This window comes from Amycolatopsis sp. NPDC058340, assembly GCF_042723975.1.
Lineage (GTDB): Bacteria > Actinomycetota > Actinomycetes > Mycobacteriales > Pseudonocardiaceae > Amycolatopsis.
Genome location: NZ_JBHXIB010000044.1, coordinates 1 through 18,026 on the forward strand (window position 1 = coordinate 1; position 18,026 = coordinate 18,026).

General features: G+C 68.3%; 15 protein-coding genes. 10 read left to right on the forward strand and 5 right to left on the reverse strand.

Annotation, left to right across the window (positions count from 1 at the left end):
- The first annotated feature begins 233 nt into the window (after window positions 1-233).
- The 3 genes from ACFWIW_RS32715 to ACFWIW_RS32725 all read left to right on the forward strand — a co-directional run bounded on the left by ACFWIW_RS32715 (window position 234) and on the right by ACFWIW_RS32725 (window position 4,482).
- Window positions 234-827 carry a PadR family transcriptional regulator gene (locus ACFWIW_RS32715; RefSeq protein ID WP_378372007.1) on the forward strand — a complete coding sequence of 198 codons (594 nt, stop codon included), beginning with the start codon at window positions 234-236 and terminating at the stop codon, window positions 825-827.
- Entirely contained in the window at window positions 824-2,464 is a 1,641-nt protein-coding gene (locus ACFWIW_RS32720) for a DHA2 family efflux MFS transporter permease subunit (RefSeq protein ID WP_378372008.1), read from the forward strand. The genes ACFWIW_RS32715 and ACFWIW_RS32720 overlap by 4 nt, the downstream gene beginning before the upstream one ends.
- Window positions 2,465-2,541: 77 nt before the next feature.
- Entirely contained in the window at window positions 2,542-4,482 is a 1,941-nt protein-coding gene (locus ACFWIW_RS32725) for an NPCBM/NEW2 domain-containing protein (protein ID WP_378372009.1), read from the forward strand.
- 66 nt (window positions 4,483-4,548) lie between these two features.
- On the opposite strand, the gene ACFWIW_RS32730 is transcribed toward ACFWIW_RS32725, so the two are convergent.
- Together ACFWIW_RS32730 and ACFWIW_RS32735 are read right to left on the reverse strand one after the other, a co-directional pair.
- Entirely contained in the window at window positions 4,549-6,318 is a 1,770-nt protein-coding gene (locus ACFWIW_RS32730; protein WP_378372010.1) for a hypothetical protein, read from the reverse strand.
- 219 nt (window positions 6,319-6,537) lie between these two features.
- Window positions 6,538-7,506, reverse strand: coding sequence for a GlxA family transcriptional regulator (locus ACFWIW_RS32735; RefSeq protein ID WP_378372011.1), 969 nt, complete (start codon window positions 7,504-7,506; stop codon window positions 6,538-6,540).
- Between the two features lie 72 nt (window positions 7,507-7,578).
- On the opposite strand from ACFWIW_RS32735, the gene ACFWIW_RS32740 reads away from it, so the two are divergent.
- Both ACFWIW_RS32740 and ACFWIW_RS32745 read left to right on the forward strand, forming a co-directional pair.
- Entirely contained in the window at window positions 7,579-8,394 is an 816-nt protein-coding gene (locus ACFWIW_RS32740; protein WP_378372012.1) for a dienelactone hydrolase family protein, read from the forward strand.
- Window positions 8,395-8,450: 56 nt separating this feature from the next.
- Window positions 8,451-8,951: a GNAT family N-acetyltransferase gene (locus tag ACFWIW_RS32745; RefSeq protein ID WP_378372013.1), complete on the forward strand. Its 501-nt coding sequence runs from the start codon at window positions 8,451-8,453 to the stop codon at window positions 8,949-8,951.
- Here the strand turns inward: ACFWIW_RS32745 and ACFWIW_RS32750 are convergent.
- Window positions 8,948-9,727 carry an endonuclease I family protein gene (locus tag ACFWIW_RS32750; protein WP_378372014.1) on the reverse strand — a complete coding sequence of 260 codons (780 nt, stop codon included), beginning with the start codon at window positions 9,725-9,727 and terminating at the stop codon, window positions 8,948-8,950. The two genes, ACFWIW_RS32745 and ACFWIW_RS32750, sit on opposite strands and share 4 nt — an antisense overlap.
- A 174-nt stretch (window positions 9,728-9,901) precedes the next feature.
- On the opposite strand from ACFWIW_RS32750, the gene ACFWIW_RS32755 reads away from it, so the two are divergent.
- The 3 genes from ACFWIW_RS32755 to ACFWIW_RS32765 all read left to right on the forward strand — a co-directional run bounded on the left by ACFWIW_RS32755 (window position 9,902) and on the right by ACFWIW_RS32765 (window position 13,624).
- Entirely contained in the window at window positions 9,902-10,342 is a 441-nt protein-coding gene (locus ACFWIW_RS32755) for a PPOX class F420-dependent oxidoreductase (RefSeq protein ID WP_378372015.1), read from the forward strand.
- Between the two features lie 67 nt (window positions 10,343-10,409).
- Window positions 10,410-10,829, forward strand: a complete 420-nt coding sequence (locus tag ACFWIW_RS32760; protein WP_378372016.1) for a hypothetical protein — start codon at window positions 10,410-10,412, stop codon at window positions 10,827-10,829.
- Between the two features lie 74 nt (window positions 10,830-10,903).
- Window positions 10,904-13,624 carry an ATP-binding protein gene (locus ACFWIW_RS32765; protein WP_378372017.1) on the forward strand — a complete coding sequence of 907 codons (2,721 nt, stop codon included), beginning with the start codon at window positions 10,904-10,906 and terminating at the stop codon, window positions 13,622-13,624.
- Here the strand turns inward: ACFWIW_RS32765 and ACFWIW_RS32770 are convergent.
- Window positions 13,605-14,780, reverse strand: a complete 1,176-nt coding sequence (locus tag ACFWIW_RS32770; RefSeq protein ID WP_378372018.1) for an FAD-dependent oxidoreductase — start codon at window positions 14,778-14,780, stop codon at window positions 13,605-13,607. The genes ACFWIW_RS32765 and ACFWIW_RS32770 overlap by 20 nt on opposite strands.
- 17 nt (window positions 14,781-14,797) lie before the next feature.
- Window positions 14,798-16,240, reverse strand: coding sequence for an MFS transporter (locus tag ACFWIW_RS32775; RefSeq protein ID WP_378372019.1), 1,443 nt, complete (start codon window positions 16,238-16,240; stop codon window positions 14,798-14,800).
- A 100-nt stretch (window positions 16,241-16,340) separates the two neighbouring features.
- Between ACFWIW_RS32775 and ACFWIW_RS32780 the strand changes: the two genes are divergently transcribed.
- Window positions 16,341-16,970 (forward strand): TetR/AcrR family transcriptional regulator, encoded by a 630-nt coding sequence (locus ACFWIW_RS32780; protein WP_378372020.1) that lies wholly within the window; start codon window positions 16,341-16,343, stop codon window positions 16,968-16,970.
- Between the two features lie 114 nt (window positions 16,971-17,084).
- Window positions 17,085-17,942: an alpha/beta fold hydrolase gene (locus tag ACFWIW_RS32785; protein ID WP_378372021.1), complete on the forward strand. Its 858-nt coding sequence runs from the start codon at window positions 17,085-17,087 to the stop codon at window positions 17,940-17,942.
- Window positions 17,943-18,026 lie beyond the last annotated feature (84 nt).

The following is an 18,026-nucleotide window of genomic DNA, read 5'->3' on the forward strand; positions in this document are numbered from 1 at the left end:
TTCGCAACCTTCAACGTTGCGAAAGTGGCTTTCGCAACACGGCCGCGCGGCCCAGGTTGCGGCGCCAGGACGCAGGACTTACGCACGTTTGCGCAGTTCAGAGCCCGAGAACGGCTCGATGTCGCCAGTGGCGAGACACACCCTTGAGGCCGCCCGCGCCCTGGCCGCCTACCCCCTTGAGGCCAAATAGTCTTTTTGGACTATACTGATTGGACTCGATCGGAGAAGCATCCATGCGAACCCTCACCATCCTCGGGCTGGCCGTGCTGCGACTGCTCAGCCAGCAACCCCAGCACCCCTACGAAGTCCGGCAGCGCTTGCGGGAACAAGGACTCGATCACTTGATCAAGGTCACCCACGGCGCGCTCTATCACGCGTTCGACGTGCTCACGAAGGCCGCGCTGATCGAAATGGTCGAGACCACCCGGGAGGGCAAGCGCCCGGAGCGGACGGTCTACGCGATCACCGACGAAGGACGCGAAGTCGCCCTCGAACGGCTACGGGAGCTGCTGTCCACGCTCCAGCCGGAGTACCCGACCTACTGCGCCGCGCTCGCCTTCATGTCGATGCTCTCCAAGGAGGACGCGGTCGCGCGGCTGGAGCATCGGGCCGTGCTGCTGGAGGCGTCGCTGGCGTCGGCGACGGCGGGGAGCGACGCGCTGGTCAAACGCGGCGTGGCGGCGATCGACATCGTCGAGATCCGGCACCTGCAAGCACATCTGCGCGCCGACCTGGACCTGACGCGCGCGATCGTCGAGGACATCCACGAGGGCCGCCTGGACTGGCGGCCCGGCGAACAGCCGACCGAAAAGAAAGCGGACGGATGAGAAAACTGCGGGGAAATCCCTGGGCCGTGCTCGTGGCCCTTTGTCTCGGATTCTTCATGACCTTGCTCGACACGACGGTCGTCGGCGTCGCGATCCCGAACATCGTCGAGCGGCTGGGCACGTCCTACAACGAGGTGCTCTGGGTCAGCAACTCCTACGTCCTGGTGCTGGCGGTCTTCCTGATCACCGGCGGCAGGCTCGGCGACCTGTTCGGGAAACGCGGCGTCTACCTCGCCGGGGTCGCGGTGTTCACGCTCGCGTCCCTGCTGTGCGCGCTGGCGCGGGACCCCGGCCAGCTCATCGCGGCCCGTACGCTGCAAGGCCTCGGCGCCGCTTTGCTGATCCCGCAGACGATGTCGATCATCATGAGCGTCTTCCCGCCGGAGCGGCGCGGAACCGCGCTGGGCGTCTGGGGCGCGGTGGCCGGCGTCGCCACCATCACCGGGCCGCCGCTGGGTGGCTTCCTCGTCGGCGCGCTCGACTGGCGCTGGATCTTCACCGTCAACGTGCCGCTGGGCATCCTGATCCTGGTGTTCGCACCGATGATCATCCCGGCGGGGGCCAAGCCGCCGAGGACCGGCCGGTTCGACGTGCCCGGCGCGGTGCTGGTGATCCTCGGCCTGTCCTGCTTGGCGTTCGGCCTCCAGGAGGGCCAGCGCTACGGCTGGGGGACGGTCTGGTCCTTCGTGAGCATCCCGCTGCTGCTGGTGCTGGGCGTGGCACTGCTGGTCGCGTTCGGCTTCACCCAGCGCAGGCCCGGCACGCGGGCGCCCATGGTGCCGTTCGCGCTGCTGACCAACCGCAACTTCAGCCTGATGAACGCCAGTGCCATCGGATTGTCGGTCGGCATCATGAGCATGGCGATCGGCTTCCAGCTCTACGCGCAGTCGGTGCTGGGCTTCTCGGCGCTGGCCGCGGGCATGATCAGCCTGCCGATGTCGGCGATCTCCGTGGTGCTCGGCCCGTACGCGGGCAGGCTCAGCGACAAGGTCGGCGGCAAGCCGATCGTCGTCACCGGCCTGCTGCTGTTCGGCCTCGGCCTGCTGATCTTCTCCGTGATGTCCACTGTGGACAGTACGGTGTGGACGTTGCTGCCCGCGATGGTCGTGATGGGGCTGGGCCTCGGCGCCACGTTCGCACCGCTGACCACGGTGGCCATGTACGACGTGCAGCCGATGATGGCGGGTTCGGCGGCCGGCGTGCTGAACGCGACGAGGCAGATCGGCGCGGTGCTCGGCACCGCCGGTTTCGGTGTGCTGCTGCAGAATCAGCTCGTCGGCAACCTGGTGACACGCGCCGAGTCGGTGGCCGCGACGCTGCCTCCCGAGGTGCGCGGGGAATTCGTCGACGGAGTACGGCGCGCCACCGGCAGCGGCCTGGACTTCGCCGATCTGCAGGCGGGCACCGCCGTGCCGGTCCCGAGCGGGGCCACCCCGGCCGTCGCCAAGCAGATCACGGCGGCGGCGAACGAGGTGTTCTCCGGCGGTTACGTCGCGGCCATGCACGGCGCGATGGTCCTGCCGATCGCCGCCGTGCTCGTCGGCGCGGTCTGCGGGCTGCTGGCCGAACGCAGGCGGCCACCGGCGCCTGCCGCGCCCGACGGCACGGCGGAACAGCTCTCCGCTCCGGCGCGCTAGGGCAAAAAACCCCTCTTGACCTGGGTCGCGGCGCGAGACGATGCTGGGAGTCTTGTCTGCTTTTCCGGAGGGGAACAATGCGACGACTCTTCGTGCTTCTCTGCGCCCTTTTCCTGACCGCGACAGCCGTCCCCGCGTGGGCCGATACGCCGTCCGATCCGGTCACCGGCGAAAGACCCCCGCTGGGGATCACCTGGGCGACCGGGGATCCCTACTGCGTCTACCAGTACGGCGAGAACGCCGTGAAGGCCGCGGCGGATCAGCTGGTGAGCTCGGGGCTGCGTGACGCCGGGTACGAGTACGTCATGCTCGGCGACTGCTGGCAGGCGGCCCAGCGCGACGCCGACGGCAAGCTCACCGCCCGCGCCAGTTTCCCGTCGGGCATCCCGGCGCTGGTGGACTACGTGCACTCGCGCGGGCTCAAGATCGGTTTCTACAGCGGCACGGGCGCGACGACCTGCAGCCGCCAGGCGGCGGGCTCGCTCGACCACGAAGACCTCGACGCCCGGACCTTCGCCGACTGGGGCGCGGATTACCTGCGCTACGACACTTGCTACAGCGTCAACGGTGACGCACCCGCGCGGGTCAGGAAGATGGCGGACGCGATCAAGCGCACCGGCCGTCCGATCACCCTCGAAGTCGACGACTACGACCGCGACCAGAAGCCGTGGCTGTGGGCGCGGGCGGCGGGCGCGCAGGTGTGGCGCACCTACAAGAACGCGACCTTCACCTTCGGCTACTCGACGGGCAGTCTCGACGAGCAGTACGGGCTCGACGGCTACAAAGGACCGGGCGGCTGGAACATGCCGGGCTCGTTCACCTTCAGCTACCTCGACACCGCTGAGCGCCAAGCGAAACTCGGGCTGTGGGCCGTGCTCAACGCGCCGCTGGTCGCCGACATGGCGCTGACGGCCGACACCACGCTCCCGGCCGCCGAGATGAGCAACCGCGACATCATCGCCGTCCAGCAGGATTGGGCGGGTGTCGCCGGGCACAAGGTCCGCGACACGGGCTGGACCGAGGTGTGGACGAAGCCGATGTCCGACGGCTCGGCCGTCCTGGTGCTGTTCAACCGCGGCGAGCTGGCCGCGCCGATCACCACCTCCGTCGCCGACGCCGGGCTCCCCGCCGCGTCCGGGTATCGCGTGCGCGATCTGTGGACGGGCGACGAGACCGTGACGACCGGCGCGCTCGGCGGCATCGTCGGGCGGCACGCCGCCACCGTGCTGCGGGTGTGGCCGTCGAACGTGACCGCCGCGCCGCGGACGTCGCTGACCGTCGACCTGCCCGACTCGGTGCCGCCGTCGCAGCCGGTGACCACCACGGTCAGGTTCACCAACTCCGGCACGACGCCGGTCACCGGAGCACACCTGCGCTTGACCGCGCCCGCGCAATGGCGGTTCGACGGCCCCGCGGAAGCGACCACCGAGACCGTCGAACCCGGTGACACCTGGGAGACCGCGGTGACACTGCGTCCGGTTTCGACCGCAACCGAGCCGTTCAAGATGCCGGCCACGGTGACGTACACGACGGCGCAGGGCCCGCGGACCGCGACCGCGTCGGCCGAGTCGCCGCTCATGCTCGCGCCGAACCCGCCTTACACCAACGGATTGCTCAGCACGCTTCCGTGGATCTCCACGGAGAACGGCCTCGGACCGGTCGAGCGGGACAGCGTCGACAACGGCCATCCGTTCACCATCAACGGCAAGGTCGAAACGCGCGGCGGGCTGGGCGCGCACGCGCCTTCGGTCGTGCGGTACTACCTCGGCGGCAAATGCAAGCAGTTCACCGCGACCGTGGGTATCGACGATCGCGGGCCGAACGGGACGCTCGGGTTCCGGGTGCTCGGTGACGGCGTCGAACTGGAGGCGACGGGGAACATGCGGCACGGGGACGCCGCGCAGCGTCTCGTCGTGCCGCTGACTGGCGTGCAGGTGCTCGTACTCGCCGTCGACGACGCCGGCGACGGCTCCGCCGGGGACTGGGGCGACTGGGTGAACCCGTACATCAGCTGCTGAGGGTGGTAGGTCCGTGAAGGCCTCCTTGAGGGACCCTGGGTCCCTCAAGGAGGCCTTCACGGAACATCAGGACCCCGGCGTCTGGCCCGGACGCAGAATGTCGCCGCACGAGCGCAGATGCGCGACCGAGTTGACCGCGACGACCTTCTGGGTCTCGGTGGTGACGTAGTTCCGCGCCGCGGCGAGAAGAGCGGGATCCCGCACGAGATCCTTGCGCACCCAGACCCCGACGTCGCCGAACGCCGCCGGGCCCCGCGGGCTGCGGTAGAGCACCTCGTACTCCTGCTCGAACCGCGGGTCCTGCGCGAAACCGAGTGTGGTGTCCCAGGTGCCGATGAGCGAGATCAGCTCCGGCCGGGCCACGTCGAAGACGTAGCGGCGTTCTCCGGCGAAATCGGCGGTGCGGAGATAGTCGGCGATGACGCGGTCGGCGAGCCCGGCGAGGTCGATCACCTGGAGCCTGCTGACCAGCGCCATCCCGCCGAGGTCGATCACCCCGATCTTCGCGGAATCGGGCAGCTTCAACAGATCCGCCACGCCATTGGTCACCATCGCGTCGCGCTCGACGACGCTGCAGAACGGCGTTTTCGGTGTGTCGCGGTAGTTCTTGCCCTGGGTGTGGAAGCCGCTCACCGACGACGCCGCCGCGACGACGAGCGTGATCGCCAGCAGGACACGGCCCCGGACGCGTGCCCGGCGCAGGGTTTCGACGATCACGATCGTGCCGCCGAGCGTGCCGAGCGACCAGATCGGGGTGGCGAACCGCAACTGCCCCATCCAGTCGGCTTGCAGGACACAGAAGGCGATCACCGACAAGGCGAACGGGACCAGCAGCGCGACCATCGCCGCGCGGAGCTTGGACGGTTTCTGCATCACCAGCGCGAGGCAGACCACCGCAACCGCGACCAGCAACCAGCCCGCGTACTGGAGGACCGCTCCGGCCTTGGCGATGTCGTTGACGGTCGGCAGCGGCTGCGCCTTGGCGACCGCGGTGTTGGGCAGCAGGCGCCCGTACTCGATCCAGCGGAAGAGCAGGTAGCCGCCGAAGGGAACGACGAACCCGGCCGCGGACAGCAGTACCGCGCGGATGGCGGCGGGCACGCCGCCGCGGCGGGTGAACAGCGCGACCACGATCGGGAACGCGGCCGCGTAGATGACCCCGTCCGGACGGCTCAGCCCGGCGAGGGCGGCGAGCGCTCCCGCCGGCACGGCGATCTTCGCGGTCAGGAGCGTGCCGGAATCGACGCCGCACAGGATGACCACGGCGAGCGCGGTGGCCGTGAGCGCGTAGACGGAGTTCTCCAGACCGGAGAAGCACCAGATGACGAACGAGGGGTTTGCCGCGAGCGCCGCGCCGGCGATCAGGGTGACCAGGGCAGGCCGCGATGTCACGCGTTTCGCCGCGACGTACACCAGCACCAGGATGGCCGCGCAGCAGAGCAGCGCCAGCCCCTTGGGGAACAGGACGTAGTCGGGAATGCCGAAGATCGTGCCGCTGTCGAACAGGCCGAGCAGTTTGCCGAGTGCCAGCAGCACCATCCACAACGGGTTCGAGAAACCCTCGACGGGTTCCACCCCCGGCTGCAACACCGGCCCGAAGCCGTCGGCGAGGTTCCGGGAATACGCGAACGTGATGGCCGCGTCGTCGATCATCCAGTTGCCGTAGAAACTCGCGTGGACGGCGATCAACACCGTGCCGGCGACGACCGCCGCGAAGGCTCCCGCGAATGCCGGGAAACCCCGTCGGGACGGCGGCGCGCCGCCCTGTCTCAGCCGGTTTCCGGCGCGGCCCGGACCCGCCACCTTCGGCGGTCTGGCCAGCTCGACACTGCTCACTTGTGGAACCCCCATCGTCGCGGTTCGAGAATCCGGCGAACGCGCCACGGATTGCTCGAGAAACCCCATCGTCACTCAACAGATGATCCCGGCGGCAGAAAGCCGCACCGAAGATCATCACCCCGAATGGGGATTCTACAGGACGGAAAGATGATCTTTAATTCCAGCAGGTTAACTCGTGAAATCATTTCCGTTGCGGGTCGGCAGGTAATGGGAAAATCACTGAATCGCGTCGCGGCGGAAGGCGGCGCGATAGTCCCTTGGCCGCTGTCCCGTGTGCTTCGCGAAAAGGGCGGCGAACGTCCCCGGGTCCCGGTAGCCGACGGCGGCACAGATTCCGGCGACCGTGCGGTCCGTCGTCTCCAGGAGGTGGCGGGCGCGCCGGACCCGGGAGGACTGCAGGTATTCGAGCGGGCTCTGCCCGGCTTCCTCCGCGAACCGCCGCAACATCGTCCGGGTGCTGACGTTGAACCGTCCGGCGAGGGCGGCGAGGTCGTACCGGGCGGCCAGGTTCTGGTCGAGCCAGCGCATCACCGGGCGGGCGAACCCGTTGCCAGGCCGAGGAAGCAGCCGCGCGTCGACGTAAGGCGTCTGCGAAGACCGCGCGTCGTCGACCAGCGCCACCCGCGCCGTCGTCCGTGCCACGTCGGCGCCGCTGTGTTCCCGGATCAGTCCGAGCGCGAAGTCGTACATGGCGCTGAAAGCCGCCGTCGTCGTGACTCCCCTGTCGGTGACGACGAGGTGCTCAGGCTGGACACGGGCTTCAGGACGACGCCGAGCCAGCTCGTCCGCGAAGAGCCACGAGGTGGTGGCGCGGCGACGGTCGAGGAGCCCGGCCTCGGCGAGCAGGAACGCTCCGACGCAGATCGACACCACGACGTCACCCGCGGCCGAGTGGGAACGGATCGCTTCGATCTCTCCCGCGAGGTTCGCCAGTTTCGCGTCGACGTCCTGGCCGGGCGCGTGCTCGAATCCCGGTACGACGAGGACGTCGACCTCGCGCAGCGGCGAGACGGTCAACGTGACACCGCCCGACGCGACGACCCGGCGGCGGGGCGAGACGACGGAGACCTCGTACCCGGCCTGGTCCGGACCCGCGACGTACGCGGCCATGGTGAGCAGGTCGGGAACACCGAACACTTCGGACGCGAAACAGCCCGGGTACGCCAGGACACCGACTCGCAACACGTGGCGAGATTACCCCGGTATCCGGCGATCCGGCCCATTCCCCCGGCGGCCGCGCTGGTCGAAGCTGCGGTCATGAGCGAACACCTGGACGACGCGATCGCCGATTTCTCCCACCGCCGGCCGGAGGTGGACGGCGTGACGAAGACGGTTCACGTCGCGGGTTCCGGACCCGGCGTGGTGCTGATGCCGGAGATGCCCGGCATCAGTCCCGACGTCCTCCGGTTCGCGCGGTGGGTGCGGGACGCCGGGTTCACCGTCTACGTCCCCTCGCTCTTCGGCGTCGACGGCGCCTATCCCGCCGCCGAGGCCGGCGAGGAAGTGGTCCGCCGTGCCTGCGTCAGCGCCGAATTCCGGGCGTTCGCCGGCGGTGGCACCAGCCCCGTCACCCGGTGGCTGCGGGGACTCGCGCGGATCGCCCACGCGGAATGCGGCGGCCCCGGAGTGGGCGCGATCGGGCTGTGCTTCACCGGCAACTTCGCGCTCACCATGGCACTCGAACCCGCCGTCATCGCCCCCGTGGTCAACCACCCGTCACTGCCGCTGGACGACCCCGGCGGCCTCGAACTCGGCGACGAGGACGCGGCCACGCTCCGGGACCGGATCTCGCGCGACGGCCTGAAGGTGCTCGCCTACCGCTTCGAGGGCGACCGATGGTGCACCGGACAGCGGTTCGCCGCCTACCGGGCCCTCCTCGGTGACGCCTTCGACGGGCGTGTCCTGCCGGACAGCGCCGCGAACACCGACCCGCCACCGTTCTTCCGTGACGTGGTCGGCACGCCGCACAGCGTCGTCACCGCCCACCTCGTCGACGCCGAAGGCCATCCCACGGTGCGGGCCAGGGACGAGATCCTCGCCTTCCTCACCGAGCGCCTGGCGGCTCGGCGGTGAACGAACGGCTGGACGATGATAGAACGAAGATCATCCGGCCCCGGGAGGAGAACGACATGCCGGAACCGCGCCGAGCCGACGTCTCCGACCACAGCGCGATCGTCGACCGTGTCCAGCGATGGTGGGGCGACTCGCGCACCCCCGCCGAGGCACGCGAGCTCTCGCTGCTGCTCCCCAAGCTGTTCCTCCAGTTCTTCTCCGGCACGAGCCTGGTCCTGGAAGACGACGCCGGCATCAGGGCGTTCCTCATCGGGTTCCACGCCCCCGGCAACGACGTCGAGGCGTACATCCATTTCGTCGGCGTGGACCCGGAACTGCGCGGGCAAGGGACGGCGCGTCACCTGTACACGACCTTCTTCCGGCGCGCCGCCGAGGCGGGCCGCACGGAAGTCCGCGCGATCACCTCACCGGGGAACACCGGATCCATCGCGTTCCATCGCGCCATGGGGTTCACGCTCGAAACCGGCGACCGGGTGATCGACGGTCTTCCCGTGCACACCGGCTACGACGGTCCCGGCCAGGACCGCGTGTGCTTCTTCCGGAAGATCACCCGCTAGCCGTAGATGGAGGCCGCCCATTCCGGATGGTCGATGAACGGGTTGCGGTTGTGCTGGAACTGGTCGTGGATGACCTGGTTCCGGCGCTGCTCGGTGGCGTCGGGCGGGTCCTGGCCGTGCCAGCTCAGCAGCACCGAGATCCTGCCGATGTTGGGCTTGGAGCCGTTGTCGACGGCGTCGTTGGGTTCGAGATCGGGAAAGCCGTCGGTACCGTCGTAACGGACGCCCATGTACAGGATCATGCGCGCCACGTCGCCTTTGACCGCGTCCCGCGGCTCGAACGAGTCGTCGTCGGTCAGGTTCCCCGGAGCCTCCTCGACCGGCGAGCCGCCGGCGTCGAAGTCCTTGTTCCCGCGAGTGCTGTTGACCGAGGCGTCCTCCGCGCGCAAGTGATGCAGGTCGGTGCCCGGCCCGACGGCCGTGCCGAAGTCCCCGTGCGACTTGGCCCAGACATGTTCCCGGTTCCAGTCGTCGACTCCCCCGCCGTTGGCGGTCTTCGCCTGCGAACGGCCGCTGTAGAGCAGCACGACGTTCGCCTTGTTGGCGGGATCCTCGTCGGTGGCCCTGATCCCGTCCCACACCTGTTCGTACGTGAGTTTGGTGCCGGTGCTGATGATCTTGTGCAGCGCGGCCTTGAGTTCGGGGCCGGTCTTGCCCAGCGCGTCCTGGTAGTAGTCGTCACCGGACACCGGCTCCGCGAGGGCCGGTGGTGCGAACGCGAGCCCCGCCGCGGCGCCGAGCGCGAGGACGAACGGGATACGGCGGGTCGGCTGCATGCACAGTTCCTCTCCCCAGAGGCGCCGCCCCTGGCCGCCGTCCGCTCGACCGCACCCGGGCAACGCACTAGTCATCTAGTTGGAAAAATACTGTCATGGCTGTCAATAGCCGGTGACATCCGCGGCCGGTCACGCGACAATCGTCGTCCTGATCGCGAATCATTGGAGGGCCGCGTGGCCGAGCTGAGCGAGCAGATCCGCGACTGGGTCGCGGCACCGAACTTCTGGCATCTGGCCACGGTGAACCAGGACGGTTCGCCTCAGGTCTCCCCCATGTGGATCGACGTCGAAGGCGACCTCATCGTGTTCAACACGGCCATCGGCCGGGTGAAGGAGGAGAACCTGCGCCGCGATCCGCGCGTGTCGTTGTCCTGCCTGGACACGACGGATCCCTACGACCGCGTCGTGATCCACGGCCGGGCCGTCGAGTTCGTGGAAGGCGACGAGGCGGATCGCTGCATGGACCGGCTGGCGAAGAAATACGTCGGCACCGACCGGTTCGAATGGCGGATCCCGGGAGAACGGCGGGTGAAGGTTCTCGTCGAACCGACCCGGATCCGCCATGTCGTCGGCGTCGAACCTTTCCGGCGCGGACGTCTTTCCGGGCAAGGCTGAGCCAGGCGGCAGTGGTTCGAGACCGAGGCGACGCAACCGGAACACCCGCCCGCTCCGTCCTCGGCACATGAGATGGATCGCAGCGTGTCTTCTCCTGGTCCTGACGGGATGTGGTTTCGGCACGGGCCAGGTGAGGCTGGAGGCCTTCGTGGAACTCGGCTCGGCTCCCCTGCCGGCGGGCCCGAAGGCCGCGGAGCTGGGAACGGCCGAGGGACAGGAGTTCCAGCGCACACTGGAACGCGCCAAGAGCTCGAACCCCGGCGAAGTCCGTGCCGCTTTGTCGTTCGCACCGGCGGCCGATCGGCGCGCTTTCGCGTTCGTCAAGCCCGGCTGTGCCGAGGACGGCGCCGAACTGACCATCGAGCGCGACACGCTGACCGCGGAGCTCACCGGCGGGGAGAACGTCAACTGCGCTACGGCGAACTATTTCCTCACCGTCTTTTCCGTCGACCGTGACTCGATCCCGGCGACGCCGACGTTACGGTGACTCCGCCGCGCTAGTGGTTAACCGCACACCGCGTTCCTGAGACCCTTGACCTGAGGGCCGGGGAGGGAGCAGCGATGGTGGCGAAGCGCGGTTCGCAGCACCACTTGATCGTGGTGGCCGACGTAGAGGGCTTCGGGGATCGACGTCGGACAGGACCACACCAACGAGCGGTGCGCGACGGTCTCTACAAGGCCATAGAATCCGCTTTCGGTTCTGCTGGCGTGGTGTGGAGCGACTGCTACCACGAAGACCGCGGAGACGCGGTACTGGTACTCGTACCAGGTGAAGTCGACAAAGCGGTGTTCGTCGAGACGGTGCTACCAACTTTGGTGACGCGTCTTCGGGTGCACAACGACACTCACCCGGACACACAGCGAATTCGGTTGCGGATCGCCTTGCACGCCGGGGAAGTCGGATACGACGAGCACGGTGTCACATCGTCTTCGTTGACGCTAGCGTTCCGACTGTGCGACGCCCCGCCGCTGAAGATCGCGCTCGCCGCCTCGCCCGGCGTATTGGCGGTGATCGCGTCTGACTGGTTGTTCGACGATGTCGTCCGCCATACCCCCGGCGCCGCGCCCGCGACTTGGCGGGCCGTATCGGTCGAGGTCAAGGAAATCGTCACGAACGGCTGGATCACCCTGCCCGATCATCCCTACCCGGCCGCCTCGGATCGGGCGAGGGCAGCCCATCGAACGTCGCGTCCGGGACGTCCGAGTGCGGCTCCGGGAAGAGTTGTTCCCCGACAGCTTCCGGGATCGGTGCGGGATTTCACCGGGCGGGCGGAGCACTTGGCAGCACTCGACGCATTGATCCCGCCCGAGCCCGACCAGTACGACGAGCGACCGCGTTCAGTGGTGATCACCGCGGTCGACGGCGCGGGCGGAATGGGCAAGACCACTCTTGCGCTCCACTGGGCCCATCGAATACAGGATCGATTCCCCGATGGCACACTGCATGTGAACCTGCGTGGGTACGGTCCTGGAACTCCGGTCACCGCGGGCGAAGCCCTCAGCGGGTTCTTGCGGGCGCTGGGTGTCGCAGCACGTGCTATCCCTGCCGACGTCGACGCGCAGGCGGCCTTGCTGCGCTCCCTGCTCGCGGGTAAACGCACCCTCCTGGTGTTGGACAACGCCCACAGCGCGGAACAGATCCGGCCTCTACTGCCCGGCACAGCGGGCTGCATGGTGCTGGTCACCAGTCGCGACAGCCTCACCGGGCTCGTCGTCACCGACGCCGCCCACCGCCTCACCCTCGACCTGCTCGCTCCATCCGAAGCACTCGACTTGGTGACCGGCATTCTCGGCGTCGAGCGAGCCGCCACCGAACCTGACGCTGTCGCAGAGCTGATCCGACTGTGCGCACGGTTGCCGCTGGCACTGCGGGTCGCGGCCAGCCGTGCCGCCGCCCATCCGCATCTGAGAGTCGCCGACGTCGTCACAGAGCTGGCGGACGACCACACTCGTCTCGACGTCCTGAGCGAGTTCGCCGACGAGCGGGCCGCGGTCCGCGCGGTATTCGACTGGTCCTACCGTCGGCTTCCGCCGGAGCAGGCACGTCTGTTCCGGCGCCTCGGCCTGCACCCCGGCCCCGACATGTCCCTGCCCGCGGCCGCCGCGCTCGCCGAGCTGCCGCCTGCGGACACCCGTCCCCTGCTGGCCGCGCTGGCCGACGCGCATCTGATCGAACCCACCGCCGGCGGCCGATACCGGTTTCACGACCTACTACGCGCCTACGCTGCCGATCAGGCTCGCCGCTACGACACCGACGAAGAGCGGGACCGGGCAGTGGAAGCCGTGCTGACGTTCTACACCCATACGGCTCGCACCGCCGACCATCACCTCTATCCCTTGATCTCGCGAATACCTAAAGCCGTGGCAGTTCCTGACCACCCACATACCCTCGGCGATCTAGACGAGGCATGGACCTGGCTCACCACCGAACGCGCCAATATCCTGGCCGCACTCCAGCATTCTGCTCGCCGCCGGCTCGACCACCACACCATCCCCCTCGCACGCGCATGTCGCTTTCTCGGCTCTGCAGGAAGCCCGCATGAATCGATCGATGCGTACGAATCGGGGATCTCAGCAGCGAACCGAGCTGGCAACCGCGCACAAGAAGCCCGTCTCCTACTCAGCCGCGAGGAAATAGTCGCTGGTCTCGGCTGGTGGGACCAGGCTCACGCTGACCTGGATCGCGCGGCAGTGCTTGCCGGACAACTCGAAAACCCCGAACTTCAGACGCAAGCATTCAACGCTCAGGGGGTGTTGCTGCTGCGGCAGGGCCAGTTCGAGGAAGCCTTGCGATGGCTCGACCTCACTTTGCCACTGAGTCAGGGAATCGATACCGGACGTTGGGAGGCGGTGGTGGAAGGCAACCTCAGCGTTGCTCACCTCGGTCTAGGCCACGTTCAAGTCGCACTCGAGCATGCTGAACGGGGCTTGGATCTACGCCGTCAAGTCGGAGACATCACCGGTGAAGCATGGGCGTTGACGCACTTGGCGCGCACCTGGCATCAACTCGGCGATCCGGACAAGGCCATCGCCTTGTGCCGCGGCGCGATAGCCCTCGGCCACACCACACCACTCAACCGTCACAACACTGTCGCCGATCCGTTGGACGTTCTGGCGATCTGCCTCCACCAACTCGGCCGCACCGACGAAGCCATTACCTGCTGGCAAGAAGCAACCGCCGTGTACGACGACGCCGGCTACCCCAACAAGAGCGCCGAAGTCCGTCAGCGTCTCCACGACGCCGATCCCGGCGACGCCGACGTTACGGTGACTCCGCGATGACATCGGGCAGCACCAGTGTGGTGTGCGCCGGACGCCCACTGTCCGGCGGCGACGCGGTCATGCCGCGAAGCGCGCTGTCGCGACGCGCCAGGGCTTCGGCGGTGACCGGGAAGAGTGCCGCGTCGCCCACTCCGACCTGCGCTTGGTTCAGTTCGACGAACTCCCGCGTCTCCCTTTCGTAGGCGTCGAAAGCGCCGGTGGTGGCCAGTGATCTGGCGAGCATGTACGCCCCGACGAGCGCGAGGCTGGAGCCTTGTCCGGTCAGGAACGACGGCGCGTAGGCGGCGTCGCCCACCAAACCGACCCGGCCCCGGGACCAGCGCGGCAGGTGGATCTGGCTGACGGTGTCGAAGAACAGGTCGTCCGCGTCGCGCAGGGCGCCGATCATGGCGGGGATCTCCCAGCCGTCGCCGTCGAAGGTCGCGGCGATGAGGTCACGTTGCGCGCCAGGATCGCGGAGTACCTCGTACGGCGGCTCGGGGCGGGCGGCGACCAGGAATCCGTGCACCTTGTCGCTGCCCTTGACCGCGTAGAGCGCCGCCCCTCGGCCGGGCGCGTTCCAGATCACGCCTTCCCGCGAGAGGCCGAATTCGTTGGGCATGGTGAATCCGGCGAAGCAATATCCCAGATAGCGGTGATACCGGTGCTCCGGGCCGAAAACGAGCTCCCTGGTGCGCGAGTGCAGTCCGTCGGCTCCCACCACCAGGTCGAAATCGCGCCGCGCTCCGCCGCGGAAGGCGACTTCGACACCGTGCTCGTGTCCGGTGAGCGTTTCGATCGAATCGCCGAAGACGTATTCCACGTCGTCGCGGGTGGCTCCGTACAGGATTTCCGCCAGATCGCCCCGCCGCACCTCGACGTCGTGCCCGTCGACCCCGCCGGTCACCGTCTGCGGATTCAGCGAAGTCACCTCGCCGCCCTCGGCGTCGAGGAAGGTCAGCGAACGCGTCTCGATATGCGCTTCCCGGAGCCGCGGCAGGATTCCCATCCGGCTGGCCACCTCCAGCGCCGTGCCGCGGACGTCGATCGGATAGCCACCGCCACGCAGCCCGCCCGCTTTTTCCACCACCGTCACGGAGAATCCGTGCCGTCGCAGCCAGAACGCGACCGCGGGGCCCGCGATACTCGCGCCGGAGACCAGAACCGTGCCTTTCATTTGTTTCCCCATTTCTCTCAGAGAGACGCCAATGCCGGCGTCTTGTCGCCGGAGCGCGTTTTCCGCACCAGCAGGGCGACGAGGACCGCGGCCATCACGAAGGCGACGGAAGCGATCGTGATGTAGCTGAAGACACCCGTGCCCGAGTTCACCGTTTCGCCGCCGACCGACACGGCGGTCGACTTGAGCACCGCGGCGCCCACGAAATCCAGTACCACCGAACCGATCGCGACGACGACCATGACCAGGCTGGAGACGATGCCCTGTCGTTCGGCGGGAGCCAGGCTGCCCGCCAGGTTGAAGCCGGACGTCCCGAGCGCGCCGACCGTGAACCCCAGCAGGAAAGCGAAGAACACCGCGACGGGGAACTGCGAGACACCGGCGAACATCCCGACGGTTCCCACGGTTCCGAGTGCGATTCCGCCCGCCAGTGTCGTCGCCGGCCCGACGCGGGTGGCGAGCACACCGGCGACCGGACCGCCGATCATGACGCCGACGCCGGGCGCCGCGAGCAGCAGCGCCAGCGCTCCTTGGCCCGCCAGTCCGTACCCGAGGCCCTGATCCACCGAGACGTCGCTGACCAGGGGAATGAGCTGGAGCATGCTCTGATACGAACCGGTGCTCAGCACGAGCACGAGCAACGTGAGCGCCAAGGGCGCCCCGATGTTCCGGATGTCGATCAGCGCGCCGGGCTTGCGGCTCGAAACCAGGAGCCACCGGGACAACGCGGCGACCCCACCGGTGAGCAGGAGCATCGGGGCGAGGGCGAACCAGCCGAACTCCGAGCCGAGGCTGACGTACGCGAGCACCCCGGCCAGGCCACCGCCGAGGAGCAGCGCCCCTCCGGCGTCGCTCCGGCCCGGTGTCCTGACCACGGATTCGGGAATGACGCCGCGCACGCAGATCGCCATCGCGATCGCGACGACGGCCGAGACGACGAACAAGATCTGGAAGCCGAACTCGGCGGCCAGTTCCTCGGTGAGGAACCGGGAACCGATGTTGAGCACCGCGGACCCGGAGGTCACGATGCCCACCACGACCATCGCGATCCGGGGAGCGCAGATCTCGCGGACGATCGCGACGGAAAGGAACAAGGCGGCGACGGCCGCCCCTTGCAGCAGACGTCCGGGCACGAAGACCCAGAGACTGGGGGCCACCGCGCAGACGAGCGCGCCCGCACAACTGAGCAGCAAGGTCAGGACGAGCACCTTGCGTTTGCCGTGCACGTCGGCGCTCTTGCCGAGCAGCGGCGCCCACATCACGCCGGCCAGCATCGCGCTGGCGTTGAGCCACGCCGTCTGATCGGTGCCGAAATGGTCGAGCATTTCCGGGAGGACGAGCAACGGCGCGGTGATCGCCGTGTCGACCATGAAGTTGACGAGCACCAAGACCGCGACGAGGCCGGCGAGCCGCCCGTTCCACCTCGTATGCGGTCCTGCGCCGATCCTGTTCTCCTGCATGAAGGACTCCTTGTGCGGGATTTCAGGGGAAGGCGGTCCGCCCGCCTCAAAAACTACACTACACGGTGCAGTTTTCTACGGCTGAGAATACGATGAGAACATGGCGACCCCGCGAGCGACCGCGCGAACACCGGGCCGTCGGCTGCGAGCCGAGGCCAAGCAGGCGGCGATCCTCGACGCCGCCGAGGCGTTGTTCGTGTCGGACGGCTACGAACTCACCAGCGTCGACGCGATCTCCGCACGGGCCGGGGTGTCCAAGCGCACCGTCTACGACCACTTCGGCGACAAGCAGACCCTGTTCCGCGCCGTGCTCGGCCGGGCCAACGACGCGGTGGTCGCGACCGTGCGCAAGGCGATCGACGAAGAACTCACCGAAGACCGCGACATCCGCGACGCGTTGCTCGGTTTCGCGCGGCGGGTGACGACCGGGATGTTCCCGACTTCGGACTACGCGACGTTCCGGCGGCTGAGTTCCCAGGCCCCGGTGGCGCCGCGGCTGCCGGAAGCCGCACGCGACCAACCGGAACGGATGATGGAGGAACGCTTCGCGAAGTTCGCGGCGGACGGCAAGCTTCGGCCGAGCGACCCGCGGCGCGCCATGCGGCATTTCGTCGCACTGACCATGCGCCTGGTCCTCGACGTGACGGACGAGGACCGAACGGTGGGCAAGGCGGAGATCCTCGAGATCCTCGCCGACGGGGTGGACGTGTTCCTGCGCGCCTACCGCTGACGCGCCTTGTCCCCCTTGAGAGCTACCCGCGGGTGTCCTCCGCATGGTGACGATTCCCGGCGGCCGGATCCGTAGCGTGCCAGGTGAATCGTTCCCCTGTACCAGGAGTTCACCATGTCCCGTAAGGCATCCGCTCTGATCGCGCTGTGCTGCGCCGTGGCAGGCGTCGCACTGTCGGCCTGCGACGAAGCCACGGAAGCGGAATCCGCGTTCACCGGAACACAGAAGATCAAGGTCGGCGAGCGTTCGGTGAACGTGTCGTGCGCGGGGAACGCGGCCGAGGGGCGGCCGGTCGTCGTGCTGCTGCACGGCGGCGGCGACGACCTCGGGAAACTGAGCGGGCTCCAGAACACCCTCGCCGCGCAAGGCCGGGTCTGTTCCTACGACCGGCTCGGCGCGGGCGCCAGCGACCAGCCCGACGGGCCGCAGAGTTTCGAAAGCACCGGGAAGATCCTCACCGGCGTGCTCGACCAGGTCGCCGGCGGCGAACCGGTCGTCCTGGCCGGGCATTCACTCGGCGGGCTGATCGCCGCCAGGTACTCCCCCGACCACCAGGACCGGGTCAAGGGCCTGGTGCTGATGGACGCCACCTCGCCGACCCAGGAAGCCGATCTGCGGCAGCGGATCCCGGAGTCGGCCACCGGGATGGCGGCCGAACTGCGGGCGCAGACCTTGGCGGTGTTCGCCGGGCAAAGCCCGGAGAAGCTGGTGGTCACCGACGCCGAAGTCCGCCCGGCCGGGAACATCCCGGTCGAGGTGATCCAGCACGGCAAGCCGTACCTCACGGCCGTCCCCGAGTACGGCGCGGGCCTGGAGCAGGCCTGGTCGGAGGGGCAGCGGAAGTGGCTGGCGCTGTCCGGCCGCAGCAATCTGAGTACCGCGGCGAACAGTGAGCACTACATCTACGTCGATCAGCCGGACCTCGCCGTCCGGGCGATCCAGCGCGTCGTCGACGAAGCCAAGTCCGAATAGGAAGCTTCGGGCGACGATGCCGACGCGAATCCCGCCGACGTCGCGAAAGCCACTTTCACAACCTTCAACGTCGCGAAAGTGGCT

Bases quoted from the DNA above. Each gene is read 5' to 3' on its own strand.
- ACFWIW_RS32780 (WP_378372020.1), top strand. From the start codon at position 16,341: ATGGCGACCCCGCGAGCGACCGCGCGAACACCGGGCCGTCGGCTGCGA.
- ACFWIW_RS32715 (WP_378372007.1), top strand. From the start codon at position 234: ATGCGAACCCTCACCATCCTCGGGCTGGCCGTGCTGCGACTGCTCAGC.
- ACFWIW_RS32760 (WP_378372016.1), top strand. From the start codon at position 10,410: ATGAGATGGATCGCAGCGTGTCTTCTCCTGGTCCTGACGGGATGTGGT.
- ACFWIW_RS32785 (WP_378372021.1), top strand. From the start codon at position 17,085: ATGTCCCGTAAGGCATCCGCTCTGATCGCGCTGTGCTGCGCCGTGGCA.
- ACFWIW_RS32725 (WP_378372009.1), top strand. From the start codon at position 2,542: ATGCGACGACTCTTCGTGCTTCTCTGCGCCCTTTTCCTGACCGCGACA.
- ACFWIW_RS32770 (WP_378372018.1), bottom strand. From the start codon at position 14,780: ATGAAAGGCACGGTTCTGGTCTCCGGCGCGAGTATCGCGGGCCCCGCG.
- ACFWIW_RS32765 (WP_378372017.1), top strand. From the start codon at position 10,904: ATGGTGGCGAAGCGCGGTTCGCAGCACCACTTGATCGTGGTGGCCGAC.
- ACFWIW_RS32750 (WP_378372014.1), bottom strand. From the start codon at position 9,727: ATGCAGCCGACCCGCCGTATCCCGTTCGTCCTCGCGCTCGGCGCCGCG.
- ACFWIW_RS32740 (WP_378372012.1), top strand. From the start codon at position 7,579: ATGAGCGAACACCTGGACGACGCGATCGCCGATTTCTCCCACCGCCGG.
- ACFWIW_RS32720 (WP_378372008.1), top strand. From the start codon at position 824: ATGAGAAAACTGCGGGGAAATCCCTGGGCCGTGCTCGTGGCCCTTTGT.
- ACFWIW_RS32775 (WP_378372019.1), bottom strand. From the start codon at position 16,240: ATGCAGGAGAACAGGATCGGCGCAGGACCGCATACGAGGTGGAACGGG.
- ACFWIW_RS32745 (WP_378372013.1), top strand. From the start codon at position 8,451: ATGCCGGAACCGCGCCGAGCCGACGTCTCCGACCACAGCGCGATCGTC.